General features: G+C 42.1%; 23 protein-coding genes. 20 read left to right on the top strand and 3 right to left on the bottom strand.

What is annotated here, in order from left to right; all coding sequences use genetic code 11:
* The first annotated feature begins 32 nt into the window (after positions 1 to 32).
* From NMM13_RS00260 to ldcB, 15 genes are all read left to right on the top strand, one after another.
* On the top strand, positions 33 to 440 hold the full coding sequence (locus NMM13_RS00260; RefSeq protein WP_223141808.1) for a hypothetical protein: 408 nt from the start codon (positions 33 to 35) through the stop codon (positions 438 to 440).
* A gap of 117 nt (positions 441 to 557) precedes the next feature.
* Positions 558 to 2,390: an excinuclease ABC subunit UvrC gene (uvrC, locus tag NMM13_RS00255; protein ID WP_254726808.1), complete on the top strand. Its 1,833-nt coding sequence runs from the start codon at positions 558 to 560 to the stop codon at positions 2,388 to 2,390.
* A 37-nt stretch (positions 2,391 to 2,427) separates the two neighbouring features.
* On the top strand, positions 2,428 to 2,763 hold the full coding sequence (locus tag NMM13_RS00250) for a hypothetical protein (protein WP_254726805.1): 336 nt from the start codon (positions 2,428 to 2,430) through the stop codon (positions 2,761 to 2,763).
* Between the two features lie 274 nt (positions 2,764 to 3,037).
* Positions 3,038 to 3,676: a hypothetical protein gene (locus NMM13_RS00245; RefSeq protein WP_254726804.1), complete on the top strand. Its 639-nt coding sequence runs from the start codon at positions 3,038 to 3,040 to the stop codon at positions 3,674 to 3,676.
* Complete coding sequence (locus NMM13_RS00240) at positions 3,673 to 4,080, top strand: hypothetical protein (RefSeq protein ID WP_024054867.1); 408 nt, start codon at positions 3,673 to 3,675, stop codon at positions 4,078 to 4,080. The genes NMM13_RS00245 and NMM13_RS00240 overlap by 4 nt, the downstream gene beginning before the upstream one ends.
* A gap of 172 nt (positions 4,081 to 4,252) precedes the next feature.
* Entirely contained in the window at positions 4,253 to 5,050 is a 798-nt protein-coding gene (gene imm47 / locus NMM13_RS00235) for an Imm47 family immunity protein (RefSeq protein WP_024054868.1), read from the top strand.
* A gap of 108 nt (positions 5,051 to 5,158) precedes the next feature.
* On the top strand, positions 5,159 to 6,001 hold the full coding sequence (locus NMM13_RS00230) for a metallophosphoesterase (RefSeq protein WP_254726802.1): 843 nt from the start codon (positions 5,159 to 5,161) through the stop codon (positions 5,999 to 6,001).
* Between the two features lie 148 nt (positions 6,002 to 6,149).
* Positions 6,150 to 6,755 carry a nitroreductase family protein gene (locus NMM13_RS00225; RefSeq protein WP_003001591.1) on the top strand — a complete coding sequence of 202 codons (606 nt, stop codon included), beginning with the start codon at positions 6,150 to 6,152 and terminating at the stop codon, positions 6,753 to 6,755.
* A 34-nt stretch (positions 6,756 to 6,789) separates the two neighbouring features.
* Positions 6,790 to 8,196, top strand: a complete 1,407-nt coding sequence (pepV, locus tag NMM13_RS00220) for a dipeptidase PepV (protein ID WP_254726800.1) — start codon at positions 6,790 to 6,792, stop codon at positions 8,194 to 8,196.
* A 52-nt stretch (positions 8,197 to 8,248) separates the two neighbouring features.
* Complete coding sequence (locus NMM13_RS00215; protein WP_254726799.1) at positions 8,249 to 8,833, top strand: uracil-DNA glycosylase family protein; 585 nt, start codon at positions 8,249 to 8,251, stop codon at positions 8,831 to 8,833.
* Positions 8,834 to 8,845: 12 nt separating this feature from the next.
* Complete coding sequence (locus tag NMM13_RS00210) at positions 8,846 to 9,337, top strand: prolyl-tRNA synthetase associated domain-containing protein (RefSeq protein ID WP_003001656.1); 492 nt, start codon at positions 8,846 to 8,848, stop codon at positions 9,335 to 9,337.
* A gap of 13 nt (positions 9,338 to 9,350) precedes the next feature.
* Positions 9,351 to 9,635 (top strand): rhodanese-like domain-containing protein, encoded by a 285-nt coding sequence (locus NMM13_RS00205; RefSeq protein WP_254726797.1) that lies wholly within the window; start codon positions 9,351 to 9,353, stop codon positions 9,633 to 9,635.
* A 165-nt stretch (positions 9,636 to 9,800) separates the two neighbouring features.
* A complete protein-coding gene (locus tag NMM13_RS00200; RefSeq protein ID WP_254726795.1) occupies positions 9,801 to 10,823 on the top strand; it encodes a DUF6574 domain-containing protein in 1,023 nt (340 codons plus the stop codon).
* Between the two features lie 66 nt (positions 10,824 to 10,889).
* Entirely contained in the window at positions 10,890 to 12,677 is a 1,788-nt protein-coding gene (locus NMM13_RS00195) for a hypothetical protein (protein ID WP_254726794.1), read from the top strand.
* A 9-nt stretch (positions 12,678 to 12,686) separates the two neighbouring features.
* Positions 12,687 to 13,466 carry an LD-carboxypeptidase LdcB/DacB gene (gene ldcB, locus NMM13_RS00190; RefSeq protein ID WP_254726792.1) on the top strand — a complete coding sequence of 260 codons (780 nt, stop codon included), beginning with the start codon at positions 12,687 to 12,689 and terminating at the stop codon, positions 13,464 to 13,466.
* A gap of 31 nt (positions 13,467 to 13,497) precedes the next feature.
* Here the strand turns inward: ldcB and NMM13_RS00185 are convergent, their stop codons facing one another.
* From NMM13_RS00185 to coaA, 3 genes are all read right to left on the bottom strand, one after another.
* A complete protein-coding gene (locus NMM13_RS00185; RefSeq protein WP_254726790.1) occupies positions 13,498 to 14,007 on the bottom strand; it encodes a DNA topology modulation protein in 510 nt (169 codons plus the stop codon).
* Positions 14,008 to 14,073: 66 nt separating this feature from the next.
* Positions 14,074 to 14,322, bottom strand: a complete 249-nt coding sequence (gene rpsT, locus NMM13_RS00180) for a 30S ribosomal protein S20 (protein WP_003007640.1) — start codon at positions 14,320 to 14,322, stop codon at positions 14,074 to 14,076.
* 96 nt (positions 14,323 to 14,418) lie between these two features.
* Positions 14,419 to 15,339, bottom strand: coding sequence for a type I pantothenate kinase (gene coaA, locus NMM13_RS00175; RefSeq protein ID WP_070466090.1), 921 nt, complete (start codon positions 15,337 to 15,339; stop codon positions 14,419 to 14,421).
* A 90-nt stretch (positions 15,340 to 15,429) separates the two neighbouring features.
* Between coaA and NMM13_RS00170 the strand changes: the two genes are divergently transcribed.
* The 5 genes from NMM13_RS00170 (at position 15,430) to NMM13_RS00150 (ending at position 19,490) form a co-directional block, all read left to right on the top strand.
* The gene (locus tag NMM13_RS00170; protein ID WP_070594890.1) at positions 15,430 to 16,023 is read left to right on the top strand and encodes a class I SAM-dependent methyltransferase; all 594 of its coding nucleotides are present in this window, start codon (positions 15,430 to 15,432) and stop codon (positions 16,021 to 16,023) included.
* On the top strand, positions 16,020 to 17,297 hold the full coding sequence (locus tag NMM13_RS00165) for a pyrimidine-nucleoside phosphorylase (protein ID WP_254726788.1): 1,278 nt from the start codon (positions 16,020 to 16,022) through the stop codon (positions 17,295 to 17,297). The genes NMM13_RS00170 and NMM13_RS00165 overlap by 4 nt, the downstream gene beginning before the upstream one ends.
* A gap of 17 nt (positions 17,298 to 17,314) precedes the next feature.
* Positions 17,315 to 17,977 (top strand): deoxyribose-phosphate aldolase, encoded by a 663-nt coding sequence (gene deoC, locus NMM13_RS00160; RefSeq protein WP_254726786.1) that lies wholly within the window; start codon positions 17,315 to 17,317, stop codon positions 17,975 to 17,977.
* Positions 17,964 to 18,353: a cytidine deaminase gene (locus tag NMM13_RS00155; RefSeq protein WP_003007631.1), complete on the top strand. Its 390-nt coding sequence runs from the start codon at positions 17,964 to 17,966 to the stop codon at positions 18,351 to 18,353. Before deoC ends, NMM13_RS00155 begins: the two co-directional genes overlap by 14 nt.
* Before the next feature lie 75 nt (positions 18,354 to 18,428).
* Complete coding sequence (locus NMM13_RS00150; protein ID WP_254726784.1) at positions 18,429 to 19,490, top strand: BMP family protein; 1,062 nt, start codon at positions 18,429 to 18,431, stop codon at positions 19,488 to 19,490.
* Positions 19,491 to 19,506: the final 16 nt, after the last annotated feature.

Genomic DNA, 19,506 nt, shown 5'->3' with positions numbered 1-19,506 from the left:
AAATTTAAAATTAAATGGAGTAATGGTTACTAATGAAAAATAAATCTAAAAAATGGAAATGGTTTCTGTTGATTATTCCTGCACTGATGATTTTAGGGATTATCACGACTACCCTTGATGAGATGAAATCAAAAGATGGAATATACTATCTGACGGTAAAAAATGAATCAACTAAAACGGCCTCCCTAGATAAAACATCGTGGATAAAAATAGAAGGAGAGCAGATAACCATAAAGGAAGGTAGTTCAGAGCATACTTACTCATATGATACTGAAAATAATGAATTTGTTAGAGATTCAGAGAAGTACACTTGTTTGATACATGATGGGCTTTTAACCCTTTCAGGAGATCAACCACAAAAGGAATTACCTGAATATGTCAGTCCGAATAGTAGTTGGTATTCGGGATATGAAAAAGGGCAAGTGAAGATAAAGGATTGAGGATGACTATCTGATATACCTTTTAATAATTATTTTTTACTTGGTGAAGGTGGATAACAATAATACAAACATACTAGAGAGAGGCTACCCCCTCTCTTTTTTGCTATAATAGAGAGTATGAATAACTTGATTAAATCCAAGCTCGAGCTCTTGCCGACGAGTCCGGGCTGTTACATTCACAAAGACAAGAACGGTACCATCATCTATGTGGGGAAGGCCAAGAATCTTCGCAATCGGGTGCGGTCCTATTTCAGAGGGAGCCATGATACCAAGACAGAAGCGCTGGTATCTGAGATTGTAGATTTTGAGTTTATCGTCACTGAGTCCAATATTGAGGCCTTGCTTCTTGAGATCAACCTCATCAAGGAAAACAAGCCCAAGTACAATATCATGCTCAAGGACGACAAGTCCTATCCCTTCATCAAGATTACCAATGAGCGCTATCCGCGCCTCATCATCACGCGCCAGGTCAAAAAGGACGGCGGTCTCTATTTCGGTCCCTATCCAGATGTGGGAGCGGCCAATGAGATCAAACGGCTTTTGGATCGAATTTTCCCATTCCGCAAGTGTACCAATCCGCCTTCCAAGGTCTGCTTTTACTACCATTTAGGGCAATGTATGGCTCACACGGTCTGCCACAAGGACGAGGCCTATTTCAAGGGCATGGCCCAGGAGGTTTCTGATTTCCTCAAGGGGCAGGATGACAAGATTATCGATGAGCTCAAGCTCAAGATGACTACCGCTGCGCAAAACATGGAATTTGAGCGGGCAGCCGAGTACCGGGATCTAATCCAGGCCATCGGGACCCTGCGGACCAAACAGCGGGTCATGGCCAAGGATTTGCAGAACCGGGATGTCTTTGGCTACTACGTGGACAAGGGCTGGATGTGTGTGCAGGTCTTCTTTGTCCGTCAGGGCAAGCTGATTGAGCGCGACGTCAATCTTTTCCCATACTACAATGATCCAGACGAGGATTTCTTGACCTATGTGGGACAGTTTTACCAGGAGAAATCCCACCTGATCCCCAATGAAATCCTGATCCCTCAGGATATCGATGAGGAACCGGTCAAGGCCCTTGTAGATACCAAGGTCCTCAAGCCCCAGCGTGGGGAGAAGAAGCAGTTGGTCAATCTGGCCATCAAGAATGCGCGTGTTAGTCTGGAGCAGAAGTTTAATCTCCTTGAAAAATCCATGGAAAAGACCCAAGGTGCTATTGAAAATCTTGGAAAACTCCTGCAAATCCCAACTCCTGTGCGCATTGAGTCCTTTGACAACTCCAACATCATGGGGACCAGTCCGGTCTCAGCCATGGTGGTCTTTGTCAATGGGAAGCCAAGCAAAAAGGACTACCGCAAGTACAAGATTAAGACCGTCGTCGGGCCAGATGACTATGCCAGCATGCGGGAAGTCATTCGCAGACGCTACAGCCGTGTCATGCGGGATGGCCTGACGCCACCAGATCTGATCGTCATCGATGGGGGTCAGGGCCAGGTCAATATCGCTAAGCAAGTGATCCAAGAGGAGTTGGGGCTGGACATTCCCATCGCAGGCCTGCAAAAGAATGACAAGCACCAGACCCATGAATTGCTCTTCGGCGATCCTCTCCAAGTCATCGAACTCTCTCGAACCTCGCAGGAATTTTTCCTTCTGCAACGGATTCAGGATGAAGTCCACCGTTTCGCCATCACCTTCCACCGCCAGCTACGGTCCAAAAATTCCTTCTCCTCCCAGCTGGACGGCATCGAAGGATTGGGACCAAAACGCAAGCAGTTGCTGATGAAGCACTTCAAGTCACTGACCAAGATCAAAGAAGCTACTGTGGATGAGATCGTCACAGTTGGCATCCCACGAGCAGTGGCTGAAGCGGTGCAAGCCAAGCTCTATCAAGGAAAGCAGGAAGAAGCAAGTCCCTTAATGGAAGTGGCAGAGCCGGTAAAAGACTTACAGTAAAGATAGGACACCAGAGGGTCAAGAGCTTGATTATTTATTGGAAATCGTAGAATCATTGGGCTATGATGTTCAGTATGATAAGCGAGAACGATTTTTCCATATTAACTTGCAGCAAGTTGAGAATTTTCGTTTTGGTTTTCATTTTGCTTTTGAACATGGTAGATTGGAATTGATTTGGCTCATATATGAAGGAGATAAAGCCATCATGGGTAGTCCCTTTGCATCTTATGCTAAATGGCTAATTTCTAGAGAGTATATTATTCTAGATCCAGTTATTTCTGATTATATTGATTTTCGGGATGTTATGAAAATTGCTTTTGAAATGTATGAGGATTTTAAGCAAGCATTTTTAAAGATTGCTAAAGATCAATAATTTAAAAATTTCAATTGACTATCAGGCTACTTCTACGCAAAAATGTGATAACTAGAGTGTTATCGCATTTTTTATTTTTGTAAGTTTTTGTTATACTGGATTTAAACTTCTAACACTTTATTACCAGTCAGCTACTGGCCACCTCGGAAATAAATACAAATCCTACCGAGCAAGTCAAGCAGCCAATGTCAACATCCACAGTGGGGAAGCAACTAGCTTTAAGGCTAATATTAAAGATAGCGTCAAAACAACTTGGACAGATGTTAAGACCAAGGTGGGCGATGTCAAGGTTCAAGCTGGAGAAGCTTTTGAACACTTCAAGAACCGTGTTTCAAATGTGAAGAACAAAACCGTTGCGGCAGGAGCAGAGGCGCTTTCCACTAAAGTTCGGAACTTCAATAATGCGATGGAAACAGGTCGACAAAATGTTCAAAACATGATAGATTCCATTGGAAATCAACGTCAACCTGCCCTTGCTCTTGCAGGGGATGGAAATGTTAATCTTCCAAAGTCTAACGTCTCAACGAAGATCGATGATTTCGCCGATCGCATCCAACAAATTTCAGTCGATCACAAACAGAAGATTGCGGCATTTGAAGGAAGAGGTGGGGGAAGAACGATCCCTACTCCAGTTAATAATATGCAAGAATTTTTTGAGACGGATTTTGGTGAACAGTTAAAAAGTTCGGTGAGAAAGACCAAGAGACAGTATGATGGACAAACCATATATGAAGTGGTAGATAAGAGAATTCCTGGGCTTAAAAAAGGTGATCAGATATATTTAGATGGTATGCATAAAGACCATTTGGAAGTATTTAAGTCGAATGGAGAATTTAAAAAAGTAATAAATATTGACGGTACAATAAACAAAATGAAGACCAAATTAGGAGCAGGGCGGAGACTAAATAAATGATTGAAGTAAGCAAACTAATAAGACAATATATCGATTTTTTTGAACAATTAAATATTAAACAGCATATAGATAATTCTGAATATCTTATTGATTTAAAAACTTGTGAGAATGAAATAGAAGACTACTTGGAGCAATTAAAAAATGGAATTACCTTGTTAGACAAAAAGAAAGATAAGATTTCTTCATCAAAAGATCAAGATTATACAACTGGTTTTGTAGATGTCTTTTTGGCTCTAGACGGATTAGCAGATAGCTTTTCAGAGTTTAAGCAAATGTCCATAAAATTAAATAAGCAATTTATGTATCATAGCGGTGAAATCACTCATGAAGAATACCTAGATAATGGTTACTTGAATGTAGAGGTTGTAGAGGATGAAGAAGCCGATGATGAAGGGAATATCTAGTTCATTCTAGAACCTTATTATAATATAGTCTAAACCATTCATATTCATGTGGATGGTTTTCACGTTTTGTACTCGTTTTTGTTATACTAGTTTTATTGTATGCTGATTTAGGCGGGGCGAGATGTGATCACACGTCTTAAAATACAATAGGAACGAATGGATTTTAGGTTTGATGGAAAATAACTTACTACTGACAGGAGTAGATTTTGGTGGGGTTAGTCCTTTGTCTCTTAAAGAGTTGAAAACTAATCTAGAGTCTATTTCTGATGAAAAAGAATGTATTTTACTGATTGCAGAGATATTAAAAAAGGGGGATTTTTCAGTTAAACCATTGTTGATTGAACTGATGAATCAAACGAAAGATGAATCTGTCTTAAATTTGTGTATTCGATTGTTTTGCTCGGTATGCACCAATGAAGATTTAAGGGATGTTTCCAATCTTAGATGTTTATCCGATGTGTCAGAATTTGCTATTTTTACATTTGTCACTGGTGCTGTGGACACGATGTCCTATGAAGTAGTTCCTTATTTGCTTGCACTTTGGGACGAGTGGGAAGATAGCGATTCAGACATTGAATATGCGATCCAAGATGCATTGGATGATTATTTTTATGATCAGAAATTATCGACGGAGGAAGCAACCGAAGAAGAGGTTGAAGAATTATGGTCGTTAGTAAGCGAACAGAAAGAACCAGATACCTATTACTATAAGGGCTCTCCTGTCTTTCCGGGAATGTTTGCTAAGGAAATCATGACTTCATTGTATACTGGTATCCAAGTTGAAGGTAAGTTTCATAAATACCTTCAATCTGCTCTCCTTTCTACATTTACTGGTAAAAGGGTTCCAGTAAAAGTTAACGAAACAATTTCAAGAAAAGATATCGATAATATGATTGATTACATTGAAGATGTTTCAAAGCGAGACTGGGTCGAAGGAAGAAAATATTTTTATGGTTTTGAAATCAAATGATGACTGGTCGTTTAAAATGTGATATCCAAGTGTGATCACATTTTTTATTTTTGCTCGTTTTTGTTATACTTAAGGCACACAGATTTTTCAATCCATAAAGGAGTAGATATGAACCATCGAATCGCTATTTTATCTGATATCCACGGAGATACGACAGCCCTGGAGGCAGTAATTGCGGATGCGCGTGCTCTAGGCGCGACGGAATACTGGCTTTTAGGTGACATTTTGCTTCCAGGGCCTGGAAGAGATGACCTTTTTGAGTTGCTGGATGCGATTCCGATCACAGCGGCTGTTCGGGGAAATTGGGACGATTGTCTCTTAGAAGCCTTGGATGGCGAGTACGGACTTGAGGATCCGCAGGAGATCCAACTCCTTCGCCTCACTCAGTACCTTATGGAAGGACTGGATCCTAAGCGAATTGATTGGCTTCGATCCCTTCCATTGGTAGAGAAGAAGGAGGTCAATGGCATTCGCTTTTCACTGACCCACAATTTGCCAGAAAAGAATTATGGTGGAGACTTGCGTCCAGCAAATGCGACGGAGAACTTTGACCAATTGCTGGATGACCAGACGGATCTGGCGATCTACGGTCATGTCCACAAGCAGTTGCTTCGCTATGGCAGCCAGGGTCAGCAGATCCTCAATCCGGGGACTATTGGCATGCCTTATTTTGACTGGGAACCAATTCAAAACCACAGAGCTCAGTATGCGCTAATCGATGTCGAAGAAGATGGGGTGACCAACCTGCAATTTCGTAAGGTGGCCTATGACTATGAAGCAGAGCTCCAAGATGCCAAGGACAAGGGCCTCCCCTTTATTGAGATGTACGAAGAATTGAGACGCGAGGATAACTATCGGGGTCATAACATCGAGCTCCTAACTAGCTTAATTGAGAAATACGGATATACCAAAGCAGTAGCAGCCTATTTCAATCTTTCCAATGAATCATAGGTAGATCTCTTGTGTATTCAACCTATAAAAAAGAAGCGGATCTTCAAAATGTCCGCTTCTTTTTTCACAATCTTAGGCTGTAAAACCCTGCAAGCTCTTTCATTTTGTGTTAAAATAGAGGTAACAGAAATAGAAAAGGAAGAAGCTTATGAAATTTCTAGAGCTCAATAAAAAACGCCATGCGATCAAGCATTTCACTGACCAACCGGTCGATCCAAAGGATGTACGGACTGCCATTGAGATCGCAACCTTGGCCCCTAGTGCCCACAATAGCCAGCCTTGGAAATTTGTGGTCGTTCGTCAAAAAAATGCGGAATTGGCAAAATTAGCCTATGGTGCAAACTATGATCAAGTCATGGAAGCCCCTGTGACCATCGCCCTCTTTACAGATACTGATTTGCAAAAACGGGCTCGCAAGATTGCGCGTGTCGGTGGGGTGAAAAACTTCACAGACGAGCAGTTGCAATACTTTATGCAAAATCTTCCTGCTGAATTTGCGCGCTATGATGCCCAACAAACAAGTGATTACTTGGCTTTGAATGCCGGTCTTGTGGCTATGAACTTGGTACTTGCTTTGACAGACCAAGGCATTGGAACCAATATTATTTTGGGATTTGATAAATCGAAAATCAATGAAGTATTGGACATCGAAGAGCGTTTCCGTCCGGAAGTCTTGATTACGGTTGGCTATGCGGCTGAAAAAGTAGAGCCAAGCTATCGCTTACCAGTGGACGAAATCATTGACAAACGCTAAGCCAATTAGCAAATAGAAGATCGAGGAGGAATTCATGACAACAGTTGACTTTAAAGCAGAAGTAGAAAAACGTCGCGATGAGATGATGGCTGACCTATACAGCCTCTTGGAAATCAATTCTGAACGCGATGACAGCAAGGCAGATGCAGAGCATCCTTTTGGACCTGGTCCTGTAAAAGCTCTTGAAAAATTCTTGGAAATTGCTAAACGTGATGGCTATGAAACCAAGAATGTCGACAATTATGCCGGTCACTTTACCTTTGGTGAAGGAGAAGAAGAACTTGGGATCTTTGCCCATATGGATGTCGTGCCTGCAGGTAGTGGCTGGAAGACGGATCCATACAAACCAGAAATTATCGATGGCAAGCTCTATGCGCGTGGTTCGTCTGATGATAAAGGGCCTACAATGGCCTGCTACTATGGTTTGAAGATCATTAAAGACCTAGGACTCCCTGTTTCTAAGCGCGTGCGCTTTGTTGTCGGTACGGATGAAGAATCAGGATGGGGCGACATGGATTACTATTTCAAACATGTCGGACTTCCTGAGCCAGATTTTGGCTTCTCACCAGATGCGGAATTCCCAATCATCAATGGGGAAAAAGGAAACATCACTGAGTACCTTCATTTTGGAAATGACAACACAGGAAGTGCCCATCTTCATAGCTTTACAGGTGGCCTTCGTGAAAACATGGTACCAGAGTCAGCGACTGCAGTCGTTTCTGGACAACTACCAGATCTTGCTGGCCTCTTAGATGCCTTTGCTAAGGAACACCAGCTCAAGTATGAAATCTCAACTGTTGATGAAGAAACCTATACCGTTACGATTGTTGGGAAATCTGCTCACGGATCAACCCCTGAAGATGGAATTAATGGTGCGACCTACTTGGCTCTCTTGTTGAACCAATTTGATTTTGGTTGTGCTGCTAAGGCTTACCTTCATGTGACAGCTTCACTTCTTCACGAAGATTTTGCCGGTGAAAAATTAGGAATTGCCCATACAGATGCGAAAATGGGACCATTGAGCATGAATGCAGGTGTCTTCCATTTTGATGAAAGCCAAGCAGACAACACTATTGCCCTCAATATCCGTTACCCTCAAGGTACAGATCCTGAAACCATCAAATCCACCCTTGAAAAGATCGAAGGAGTGGCTACAGTAAGCTTGTCAGCCCACGGTCACACACCTCACTATGTTCCGATGGATGATGAATTGGTATCCACCCTCTTGCGTGTTTACGAAAAACAAACTGGCCTCAAAGGACATGAACAAGTGATCGGTGGTGGTACCTTTGGTCGCCTCTTGAAACGTGGGGTTGCCTTTGGAGCTATGTTCCCAGACTATGTCAATACTATGCACCAAGCTAATGAGTTCGCAGATGTTGAAGACCTCTATCGTGCAGCAGCTATTTACGCAGAAGCCATCTATGAACTAATCAAATAATCCACTACTCGGCCAGTTTTTCTGGCTGAGTTTTTCCATAGAAGGAGGACTTATGTCAACGATTGAAAGCATTAAACAAGCCATTATGGCAGATCCTCAAAATAAAGAATATACGGATAAAGGAATCGAGCCACTCTTTGCAGCTCCAAAGACAGCTCGCATCAATATCATCGGACAAGCTCCAGGGATGAAGACGGAAGAAGCTGGTATTTACTGGAAGGATAAGAGTGGTGACCGCCTGCGCGAATGGTTAGGAGTTGACGAAGACACCTTTTATAATTCTGGTTTGTTTGCGGTCATTCCTATGGACTTTTATTTCCCAGGGCATGGAAAATCTGGTGACCTTCCACCTCGCAAAGGCTTTGCGGAAAAGTGGCACCCTCAACTCCTCAAGGAGTGTCCGGATATTGAATTGACCCTCTTAATTGGACAATATGCCCAAGCATACTACCTTCATGAAAAGGTTAGTGGCAAAGTAACCGAACGCGTTCACCATTTTAAAGACTATTTGCCAACCTATTTTCCACTTGTTCACCCTTCCCCTCGCAATCAAATCTGGATGGCTAAAAATCCTTGGTTTGAGGCAGAAGTGGTCCCAGAATTGCAAACCTTAGTCCAAGAGATCATTCAAAAATAAAGGAGAGCGAAGATGGATCCTTATCAACAAGTTAAAGAAAAATTAGATGAGTTGGGAATTTCATTTGATGTGGTGGAACACCCACCTGCATTCACGACGGAGCAAGCGGATTCTTATATTGAAGGCTTAGAAGGTGTCCGGACCAAGACCATGTTTTTGACCAACAAGAAGAAAACCCAATACTATTTGCTCATCATGGATGACCAGAAGCCATTGGATATGGATGATTTCAAAGAGCAAGTGGAAGCCAACCGGATCCGCATGGCTTCAGCAGATTCTTTAGCTGAAAAAATGCAATTACCGCCAGGAACGGTTTCTCCATTTGGTTTATTGAACAATGAAGAAAAAGATATTCGAGTCTATTTCGATAAAGACATTGTGTCAGAGGAGATCATGACCTTTCATCCCAATACCAACGAAAAAACGATCTTTATTAAAACCCAAGACTTGTTCCGATTTTTAGAGGCTATTGGCTTTCATTATGAAATTCTAACCCTTCCATAACAAAGGAGAAATCATGAAAGAAATTCCATTTTCAAGCTTTTACCAAGCTTATCAACAAGGAGATATACACGTTCTTGATGTACGCGAGCAGGAGGAATATGATGCCCTTCACTTAGATGGGGTTCGTCTTCTTCCCTTATCTGAGTTAGCAAATCGCTACCAGGAATTAGAGAAGGATCATCCCTATTATGTCATCTGCAAGTCAGGGCGACGATCAGCACGTGCTTGCCAATTTTTGGAAGAGCAAGGCTATGATGTGACCAACGTCCAAGGTGGCATGGATGCATTTGAATCCTAAAAAATGACCTCTGAAAAGAGGTCGTTTTCTTTACTAATTTCTAAAAATGAGTAGAATTTGTATGTTTTTCAAAAGATATTACAGGGATTTTCCAGTCTTTCATTGAAAATGGTTCAGAAATTTTGTATAATACCCTAGTATAAACAATAGTTAAGGAGATTCATTATGTCAAAACAAGATTGGCTGGATTATTTCGAAGCCGTAAATGGTCGTTCTGCTAGTGCAGAAGAAATTGCTCAAGCACTGGCTGCAGGAGAATTTCAAGAAGAAGTAGTGGTTCCAGAAACCCCACAAGCCCCAGAATTTGTCGCAGCACCAACTGCACCTGTGGAAGAACCAGTTGCTGCTCCACAAGCTCCAGAGTTTGTTGCAGCGCCAGCAGCTCCTCAAGCTCCAGACTTTGTCGCAGCGCCAACTGCCCCTACTGAAGAACCAGTCGCAGCTCCAGTTCAAGAGCCTGCCCCTCAAGCTCCACAGCAAGCCTACCAACAACCTACTCAAGCAGCTTATCAACAAGCTCCTTACCAAGGTCAACCAGGACAACCTTATCCTGCCCAACCAAGTCAATTTGGTGTAGCCGTTGGTGGTTACTGGAATTGGTTCCTTTCAGCTTTGAAACGTCCAACAGCTGTAGAAAATCCAAAAGCTCTTAACGGAATTTTACAGTATGTCTTGACTGCCTTTGTCTTGACACTATCAACTTTCTTCACAGCTAGTGGAGCTACAGGTGGTTATGGAATGGATTTCCGTGCCTTTATGTTGACATTGATTTCCCTATTCTTTAGCCTTTACGCCTTCCAAGTAGCTGGATTCTTTGTTCGTCGTGTGGTTCTTCAAGACAAGGAATATAGTTACGGTCGTTCATTTGAAGAGTTTGGACGTTTGTCTGTTTACACTTTGCCACTTGCCCTTCTTGCTTTCTTAGTAGGTCTTGTAAAAGTTTATGAATTTTATGGCTTTGTAAACTTCCTTATTTTCTTCTTGTTCTTTGTTGGAACATGCTATGTCGTTCATCAAGGATTGAACAAGACAAGCTTTAAAGCAGATAAATTCTTGCTTCTAGTAGCATCATCTGTTGTCTTGCTTCTCATTGCCATCTTTGTCATTTATGTGAATGCTCGTATTTTAGAACAAGTAGCCGTAGGATTTATTCCAAGTGCTCCAAATTTCTCTAACTTTGGATTCTAACAATATCACAAAACGGAAGGTGGGGGAACCCACTTTCCCTATTTTATAATGAGGGAGAAGAGATCCATGCAAAAGAAATGGGTTGAATTATTTGAAAAAGTGATCGGTCGCAAACCGTCACCAGAAGAGTTTATGGCTGGGAAAGCTTGTGGATTTGATTTGAAACAAATTCAGTCTATCGCAGGAAATGCCCCAGCAGAGGAAGACGCTCCTGTTGAGGAACCAGTGGTTGAACCAGTTGAAGAAGTGAAGAATGTCGATCCACTTCTAGCAGCTCGTCAGGCTTGGTTGCAACATTTTGAAGAAACCTATGGGCGAAAGCCAAGTGCAGAAGAATTTACCGCGGCTAAAAGTCAAAACTTTGAGTTTTTTGTAGGACCTGTGCCTGAAGCAGAATTTGTAACCCCAGATGCAACTGAAGAAACACAGGAATATGTCCCTCAACAGCAAACTCAAGAGTATACGGCTCCACTTGCCGCTGAGCAAACGCAGGTCTTTGCTGGTCCAAATGTTACAGAAGCAGGCCCAGCTCAGAAAAAACAAAAGGCCCCTAAAACGAAGGGTGAAAAGAAACTTTCCAAGAAGAAAATTGGGATTATTTCTGCTATTGCAGTCCTTGTGATCGCTTTGGTAGCAGCCTTCTTTTACTTCCAGTCAACAACGCGTGTCGAAGTGACTGCAGATAAATTTATTAAGGCAGTGGACACCAAGGATTATCGCGAAGCAGCAGATCTGCTTTCAACCGATAACGATAAATGGACAAAGGATGAAGCCGAAAGCTTTATTACCAGCATGGAAGATCAAGGGGTCGATATCGGCACAGAGTTGAACAAGATCATTGATAATGGTGGAGAAGGCAGCTATACGGATAAATCTGGAAACAAGATCTTTGGTTTGGAAAAAGCGGACAAGAAATTTGGAATCTTCCAAGAATACCGTGTGGCCAGCTATCCAGTGCAAGTGAAGGTCAAGACCAATTTGGATCAAGCCAAACTCAAAGTGGCTGCCAATAAAACAGTGACCTTGAAGAAAGATGCAGTGACAGACCTTGGTTATTTCCATTACAATACAAAAGAAATGGAATTGACTGCTAAAACAGAGGTCGGAAATGTTACTTCTAAGATCCATCTCAATCCTAAAAAAGCAACAAAGAATAATTTAGAATTGCAGTTGAATTCTGAAAAACGCAATTTAGAAGTTGAGTTCCCAGATGAAGTTGAAAACCCAACGGATGTGAAGGTTGTGGTCAACGGCAAAGAAGTCGGAACCAGCACGACCTTTGAAGTAGACAGCATTCCTTATCAAGAAATTGAAGTACATGCCGTCTTCAACATGAATGGGGAAACCTATACAACTGAAAAGGCTAAGGTGACGATTGAAGAGGGTGAGAACGATCCGATCGAACTTAAACTAGTCAAAGATACCCTAAAACGCATCAAGAGTGCACAAGATGCTAAGAAAGCGCAAGCTGCCAAAGAAGAACAAAATCGGACCTTGGCGGAAGAATTCTTGAAAGAGTACCGCGACGCTGTCTTTAGCTCCGTTTCAAATCGAAATAACACCTACTCTAAATACTATGACACACAAAGTCAAGCCTACAAAGACATGGTTGAGTTCACAACTGGTGATGGTGTTCGAAAGGCTAAGATTGACTACTATACTCCAGGAGCTTTGGACATTCAAAGTGTCACGGAAGAAAATGGTGTGGTAACGATCAAGACTTATGAAGACTTTACCGTGCATTATACAGATAGCCATCCAGATTCACAAAACCGCAAGTACAAGACCTACACCTTGAAAAAAGTAGGTGCAAGTTATGTGATTACAGATATTGTCGTAACAAAAGAATCATAGGAGATTCCCATGAAAGCAAGATTTTCCAAATTAACTTTGGTGACAGTTGCCTTGTTAACCCTGACAGCTTGCTCCCAATCTCATTCCACTAGTTCTAAATCTTCTGCAAAAGAAGAAAGCAAACAAACGCAAACCAAGTCTTCCAAAGAAACGTCTTCTGCAAAGAATCCATCAAAAGAGACTGGCAAAGAAGAGTCTTCAAAAGCTGGTAAGTCAGATGTCAAAGTGGACTCTGGTGTCAGCTATAATGGTTCTTACTATAGTGTCAAAGGGAAATATGGTGAGGTTATGATCGCCAACAAACATTATCCCTTGTCGCCTGACTTTAACCCAGGTGAAGATCCTGAAGCTGTTTCAGCCCTTCATGAATTGATCGCAGCCATGCAGGCAGAAGGATATCCGATCAGTGACCAATATAGTGGTTTTCGTAGCTACGATACCCAAGTTGGCCTCTACCAAAACTATGTCAATCAAGATGGTCAGGAAGCCGCCGATCGTTATTCTGCAAGACCGGGTTATAGTGAACACCAAACTGGTTTGACCTTTGATTTAATCGATACCAGTGGTAATTTGGTAACCGAACCTGGACCAAGTAAGTGGTTGCTCAAGAATGCTGCTAAATATGGCTTTGTGGTTCGTTACCAAGAAGGAAAAGAAAAAGTGACAGGCTACATGCCAGAAAGCTGGCATCTCCGCTATATCGGAAAAGAAGCGCAAGATATCGCGGACTCAGGTTTGAGTCTGGAAGAATACTATGGCTTCACCGGTGGCGATTACGTTGATAAATAAGAAAAGGTTGGGATTGATATCCCAACCTTTTTTATTGTATTGTTTTTAGAAATGCATCGAGTTCTTTTTGATTCTTGAGAGAGATGAATTTATCGGTATAAGTAGAACGGATATTTCGATACCTTTCTTTGGCATTCTTAGTTCGACCATCCCAAAGGATCCAACGGATGAATTCCCAATCTAAGCGTTCAGGGCAGCCTGCTGCCATACTCTCGCGAACGCGTCCCTTATAACGACGGTATCGTTTCCAGGCTCTAAAGAGACAGTTCCAACGAGAGAAATTGAGAAAGATAATGTGGTCTGCTTGCTCCATTCTTTCCTCATAGCAGCACCAAGAGTAATTGCCATCAATGACCCAGTCTTTATGATCGCCGAGAAACTGTCTCATCTCTTTCTCCATCCAATCCCGGTCACTGTCTATCCAGCCCGGTTGAAATTGAAGGGTATCCATGTGGAGCTTTGGAATGGAGTAGTGGCGGGCTAAGTTTTCAGCCAAGGTGGATTTACCTGAGCCAGAATAGCCGATAATAACGATTTTCATAAGCACCTTTCAAAAAATTAGGCACAAAAAAAGCTCCGGAGAGCTTGATTTTTATGCTGTTCTTGATTAACCAAGTTTCGCTGCAAGACGTGCTTTATCACGGCTAGCTTTGTTCTTGTGGATCAAACCTTTAGTTTCTGCTTTATCGATAGCTGAGCTAGCAGCGCGGTAAAGTTCTTCAGATGGGTTTGCTTCAAAAGCTTTGATTGCAGTACGCATAGCTGATTTTTGAGCTGAGTTTTTTTCGTTTTGTTTAACGTTCAATTCAGCGCGTTTGATAGCTGATTTAATGTTTGCCAAGTTATTCACCTCCATTGATAATCTAACTATCTCATTATATATGAAAAGTTAAGATTTGACAAGCCTAAAATAGCTTTTCCTTAAAAAAGTACCGTTAAAAGGCCATTTTCTCTAGCGTTTGAGATAAATTTCGTCGATTTCATGGTTGGTTGCCTTATGGAGAATCAGATCAGCTCGGTTTCTGGTTGGTTGGATGTAATGCTGCAAGTTGACTAAATTAATGGATTCCCAGACCTGATGGGCCATGCTTAAAACTTCTTCTAGGGGTTGCTCTGTAAATCGATAGTAGTAGTTATTAGGATCATTCTGAGCTAATGCAAGGAGTTTTTGGAAGCGATCGATATACCAAGATTCGATATCGTCGACCGCGGCATCCACATAGATCGAAAAATCAAAGAAATCGGTCATATAGAGACTGTCATTTTGTGGATTTTGAAAGACATTGATCCCTTCGACAATGACAAAATCAGCCGGTAAAATGGTTTGCTTCTCATCTGGGACAATATCGTATATTTCGTGGGAATAGACAGGGATTTCTACTCTCTTGTTGTTTTTAATTTGATTGAGAAAATCAAGGAGCAATTCCATATCATAGCTTTCCGGAAATCCTTTTCGATTGAGGATCTCTTGTTCTTTTAAGATAGCATTTGGATAGAGAAAACCATCCGTTGTTACCAACTCTACAGTCGAGCCTTCGAAGGTTCGTGACAGCAGGATTTGAAGTAAACGGCTAGTGGTAGATTTTCCAACCGCTACGCTTCCTGAAACACCAATGATAAAGGGTTGGCGCTCACTCGTTTTTTGAAGAAAAATACCTTTTGAGAAGGCCAAATCTTCTTTGGAACGCTTGTAGATTCCAATCAGGTTTGTCAAAGGCAGGTAGACGTCACGTACATCTTGGAGGTTGATGCGGTCGTTAAAACTTTTAATAGAATTGAGCTCTGTTTGAGAGAGTGGTGGGGTGGTTTTGCGGTGCAAATTTTGCCAGGTTTCCCGATTAATTTTTTCAAAATGTAGAAATTCTTTGTCCATATGTCACTCCTATTGTAGTCTTTAGTATACCAATTTTTAGAGGTCATGTAAACGATTTAAAAAAGGAGTGAATTATGATAAAATAACCTTATGAGTAAAATGTATTTCGATGTAAACCCAGATGCAGCCCATGATATTCATGATCTGGCTGTTGTTTTATTGGGACAAAAGATGAATTTTTATACGGACGCCGGCGTCTTTAGTAAAAAAATGATTGACTATGGAAGCCAGGTGCTCTTATCAACCCTGGATTTTCAAGAAGGGGAAAGTGTCCTCGATGTTGGCTGTGGCTATGGTCCAATTGGCCTCTCTCTAGCTAAAGCCCAGGGAGTCGCAGTGACCATGGTCGATGTCAATGAGAGGGCACTAGACTTGGCTAAGAAAAATGCTAGCCGAAACGGCGTGGAAGTTCAGATCTTTTCTTCGGATGTCTATGAAGCAGTCGAAGGGGTCTTTGACCATGTAATCAGTAATCCGCCGATCCGAGCTGGTAAGAAAGTGGTCCACCAAGTGATCACCGGTAGTTTTGAACATTTGAAACCAGGTGGAGACTTGACCATTGTCATTCAGAAAAAACAAGGGGCTCCGAGCGCTAAGGCCAAGATGGAAGAGACGTTTGGCAATTGTGAAATCGTAAAAAAAGACAAAGGCTATTATATTTTAAGAAGTGAGAAAGAATCATGAGAGCTGTAGATATCATTCAGAAAAAAAGAGATGGTCTTGCCTTAAACAAAGAAGAAATTGAATGGCTGATTGAGGGATATGTGGCTGGAACGGTTCCAGATTACCAAATGTCCGCTTTTGCTATGGCTGTTTATTTTAAAGGGATGACGACAGAAGAAATCTCTCATATGACCATGAAGATGGTCCAAACGGGGCAACAGTTTGATCTGTCAGCTATTCCAGGGATCAAGGTGGACAAACACTCGACTGGTGGTGTCGGAGACAAGGTGACCTTGGTCTTGGTGCCTTTGGTTGCAAGTTTTGGTGTGCCGGTTGCTAAAATGAGCGGTCGTGGCTTAGGCCACACAGGTGGAACCATCGATAAGTTGGAATCCATTAAAGGCTTCCAGATTGAACGGACTCAAGAGGAATTTATACAGCAGGTGCAGGAGATCGGCTTATCGGTCATTGGTCAATCCGACCAACTTGTAAAAGCAGACAAACTCTTGTATGCTCTGCGTGATGTAACGGCGACAGTGGATACCATTCCTTTGATTGCTAGCTCCGTCATGAGTAAGAAAATTGCTGCTGGTGCGGATGCCATTCTTTTGGACGTGACGGTAGGCGAGGGTGCCTTTATGAAGAATATTGAGGATGCTCGTCGCTTAGCCCGTACCATGGTGGATCTTGGAAATGCAGTGGGTCGGAAAACCATCGCTGTCATTACAGATATGAGCCAACCTTTGGGAACTAGCATTGGCAATCGTTTAGAGATTTTGGAAGCCTTTGATATTCTGAAAGGACAGGGGCGCGCTGATGTGACAGAGTTTATTTGTGAATTAGCGCAAATCATGTTGAAATTGGCCAATGTAGATCAATCGATCGAGGCCATCCATGAACACTTGACCAATGGTCAAGCCTTAGCGAAGTTTGAAGAAATGGTCGCAGCTCAAGGTGGAGACTTAGAGGATTTGCATCGTCCCGTCAAAGTGTCTCAGGTCCTTGAAGTAACAGCGGACCAAGATGGCGTCATTGCTGCTTTACCTGCCATGGAGTTTGGCTTGTTTGCAATGCGATTGGGTGCTGGCCGTGCTGTCAAATCGGATCCCCTCGATTACGAAACAGGAATTGTGTTTGACAAAAAAGTGGGAGAGCGCGTCAAAAAAGGGGAACGCATTGCCCGTATTTTCATGAATGAAAAAAATTCACAAGAAGGCGTTACAGAATTCAAAAAAAATGTTAAAATACTAGAAAGGGCTGAAAGCGTTAAAGAAATTATTGAAATAATATCTTAAGCAGCTCAGGAGATTGTATGAAGTTAAATAAATATATCGATCACACTCTTTTAAAACCAGATGCGCAACAAGAACAGATCGAAAAGCTGATCGAAGAAGCCAAGGCTTATGATTTTGCGAGTGTCTGTGTGAACCCGACATGGGTGAATTTTGCGACTGAGGGCTTGCGCGATTCAGATGTAAAAGTTTGTACCGTCATTGGTTTTCCTTTGGGAGCAAATACCCCTTTTGTCAAAGCGTGTGAAACAAAAAATGCTATTCAAAATGGTGCCGATGAAATTGACATGGTCATTAATATCGGTGCTTTGAAGTCTAAGAATTTAGCACTAGTTGAAGAAGATATCCAAGCTGTTGTCGAAGCAAGCGGTGATAAGCTGGTCAAAGTCATCATTGAGACGTGTCTCTTAACAGACGATGAAAAGATCGTCGCTTGTCAGATTGCAAAGTCAGCTGGAGCTGACTTTGTGAAGACTTCAACTGGCTTCTCAACTGGAGGAGCAACGGTAGAAGATGTGGCCTTAATGCGTCAAACTGTTGGACCCGACATGGGTGTTAAAGCTTCTGGTGGTGCTCGCTCTTATGAAGATGCTCTTGCTTTTATCGAAGCTGGTGCGACCCGTATCGGGACTTCTTCTGGTGTAGCCATCATGGAAGGAAAGGTGGCTCATGGCGACTACTGAGTTGATTGACTTAGCAGTTGAAGTGAGTCAACAAGCCTATGTGCCTTACTCTCATTTCCCAATTGGAGCTGTACTGCTAACGAAGGATGGAGAAATCTATACAGGTGTCAATATCGAAAATGCCAGTTTTGGTTTGACCAACTGTGGAGAACGGACAGCCATTTTTAAAGCTGTTTCTGAAGGAGCTCGTGAGTTTCAAGAGCTCATTATCTACGGGCAAACAGAAAAGCCCATCTCTCCATGTGGTGCTTGTCGCCAGGTCATGGCTGAATTTTTTGAGCCAGACCTTCCTGTAACCTTAGTATCTAAAGATAAATCGACGGTCGTGATGACGGTCAAGGAATTACTTCCATATTCCTTTACAGACCTGACTTAATAGGTCTGTGAGGCGGTCTTTTGACCCTTTCAATACTTCGCAACAATGTTGCACAATAATTTAGGAGGTTCAGTAATGAACAAGAAACAATGGCTAGGCCTTGGTCTAGTAACTGTCGCTGCTATCGGACTTGCAGCATGTGGAAATCGTGCGTCTAAAAAAGATAGCGCAAACTCAGAATCTAAAACAGATTTGAAAGCTGCTATCATTACCGATACTGGTGGTGTGGATGACAAATCATTCAACCAATCTGCTTGGGAAGGTTTGCAAGCTTGGGGTAAAGAAAACGGTCTTTCTAAAGGGAACGGATTTGACTACTTCCAATCAACAGATGAATCTCAATATGCGACAAACCTTGATGAAGCTGTTTCTAACGACTACAAATTGATCTTTGGTGTTGGTTTTGCCTTGAGCGACTCTGTTAAAAAAGCTGCAAAAGACAACCAAGATGTGAACTATGTCATCATCGATGACCGTATTGAAGGACAAAAGAACGTAGCATCTGCTGTTTATGCCGATAACGAAGCTGGTTACCTTGCTGGTATCGCTGCTGCGAAAACTACAAAAACTAAACAAGTTGGTTTTGTAGGTGGTATGGAAAGTGAAGTTATCACTCGTTTCCGCGCTGGATTTGAAGCTGGTGTTAAATCTGTTGACCCATCTATCAAAGTTCAAGTAGACTACGCTGGTTCATTCGGTGACTCTGCGAAAGGTAAAACAATTGCTGCTGCACAATATGCTGCAGGTGCAGACGTTATCTACCAAGTAGCTGGTGGTACTGGTGCAGGTGTCTTCTCTGAAGCTAAAGACTTGAACGAGAAGAAAAATGAAGACGAAAAAGTTTGGGTTCTTGGTGTTGACCGTGACCAAAAAGCTGAAGGTGAATACACTTCTAAAGATGGTAAAAAATCTAACTTTGTATTGGCTTCAAGCTTGAAGAAAGTCGGAGAATCTGTAAAAGACTTGGCTAAGAAAACTGCTGATGGTAAATTCCCTGGCGGTGAAGTGATTACTTATAGCTTGAAAGATGGTGGAGTTGATTTGACAACTGACAACCTTTCTGCAGATGCTAAAAAAGCTGTCGAAGATGCCAAAGCTAAAATCCTTGATGGATCTCTTAAAGTTCCTGAAAAATAATATTTGATTGGGCGGC

It is taken from the genome of Streptococcus sp. CF8_St5-11 (genome assembly GCF_024295625.1).
Lineage (GTDB): Bacteria > Bacillota > Bacilli > Lactobacillales > Streptococcaceae > Streptococcus.
This window is presented reverse-complemented; position numbering and strand designations above follow the sequence as displayed.

What these genes read in the sequence shown, in the direction of transcription:
- ldcB (WP_254726792.1), top strand. Translation starts at nt 12,687, where the DNA reads ATGAAAGCAAGATTTTCCAAATTAACTTTGGTGACAGTTGCCTTGTTA.
- deoC (WP_254726786.1), top strand. Translation starts at nt 17,315, where the DNA reads ATGAAGTTAAATAAATATATCGATCACACTCTTTTAAAACCAGATGCG.
- NMM13_RS00170 (WP_070594890.1), top strand. Translation starts at nt 15,430, where the DNA reads ATGAGTAAAATGTATTTCGATGTAAACCCAGATGCAGCCCATGATATT.
- NMM13_RS00225 (WP_003001591.1), top strand. Translation starts at nt 6,150, where the DNA reads ATGAAATTTCTAGAGCTCAATAAAAAACGCCATGCGATCAAGCATTTC.
- NMM13_RS00205 (WP_254726797.1), top strand. Translation starts at nt 9,351, where the DNA reads ATGAAAGAAATTCCATTTTCAAGCTTTTACCAAGCTTATCAACAAGGA.
- imm47 (WP_024054868.1), top strand. Translation starts at nt 4,253, where the DNA reads ATGGAAAATAACTTACTACTGACAGGAGTAGATTTTGGTGGGGTTAGT.
- NMM13_RS00155 (WP_003007631.1), top strand. Translation starts at nt 17,964, where the DNA reads ATGGCGACTACTGAGTTGATTGACTTAGCAGTTGAAGTGAGTCAACAA.
- NMM13_RS00215 (WP_254726799.1), top strand. Translation starts at nt 8,249, where the DNA reads ATGTCAACGATTGAAAGCATTAAACAAGCCATTATGGCAGATCCTCAA.
- rpsT (WP_003007640.1), bottom strand. Translation starts at nt 14,322, where the DNA reads ATGGAGGTGAATAACTTGGCAAACATTAAATCAGCTATCAAACGCGCT.
- NMM13_RS00185 (WP_254726790.1), bottom strand. Translation starts at nt 14,007, where the DNA reads ATGAAAATCGTTATTATCGGCTATTCTGGCTCAGGTAAATCCACCTTG.
- NMM13_RS00150 (WP_254726784.1), top strand. Translation starts at nt 18,429, where the DNA reads ATGAACAAGAAACAATGGCTAGGCCTTGGTCTAGTAACTGTCGCTGCT.
- pepV (WP_254726800.1), top strand. Translation starts at nt 6,790, where the DNA reads ATGACAACAGTTGACTTTAAAGCAGAAGTAGAAAAACGTCGCGATGAG.
- NMM13_RS00230 (WP_254726802.1), top strand. Translation starts at nt 5,159, where the DNA reads ATGAACCATCGAATCGCTATTTTATCTGATATCCACGGAGATACGACA.
- coaA (WP_070466090.1), bottom strand. Translation starts at nt 15,339, where the DNA reads ATGGACAAAGAATTTCTACATTTTGAAAAAATTAATCGGGAAACCTGG.
- NMM13_RS00200 (WP_254726795.1), top strand. Translation starts at nt 9,801, where the DNA reads ATGTCAAAACAAGATTGGCTGGATTATTTCGAAGCCGTAAATGGTCGT.
- NMM13_RS00210 (WP_003001656.1), top strand. Translation starts at nt 8,846, where the DNA reads ATGGATCCTTATCAACAAGTTAAAGAAAAATTAGATGAGTTGGGAATT.
- NMM13_RS00240 (WP_024054867.1), top strand. Translation starts at nt 3,673, where the DNA reads ATGATTGAAGTAAGCAAACTAATAAGACAATATATCGATTTTTTTGAA.
- NMM13_RS00195 (WP_254726794.1), top strand. Translation starts at nt 10,890, where the DNA reads ATGCAAAAGAAATGGGTTGAATTATTTGAAAAAGTGATCGGTCGCAAA.
- NMM13_RS00260 (WP_223141808.1), top strand. Translation starts at nt 33, where the DNA reads ATGAAAAATAAATCTAAAAAATGGAAATGGTTTCTGTTGATTATTCCT.
- uvrC (WP_254726808.1), top strand. Translation starts at nt 558, where the DNA reads ATGAATAACTTGATTAAATCCAAGCTCGAGCTCTTGCCGACGAGTCCG.
- NMM13_RS00165 (WP_254726788.1), top strand. Translation starts at nt 16,020, where the DNA reads ATGAGAGCTGTAGATATCATTCAGAAAAAAAGAGATGGTCTTGCCTTA.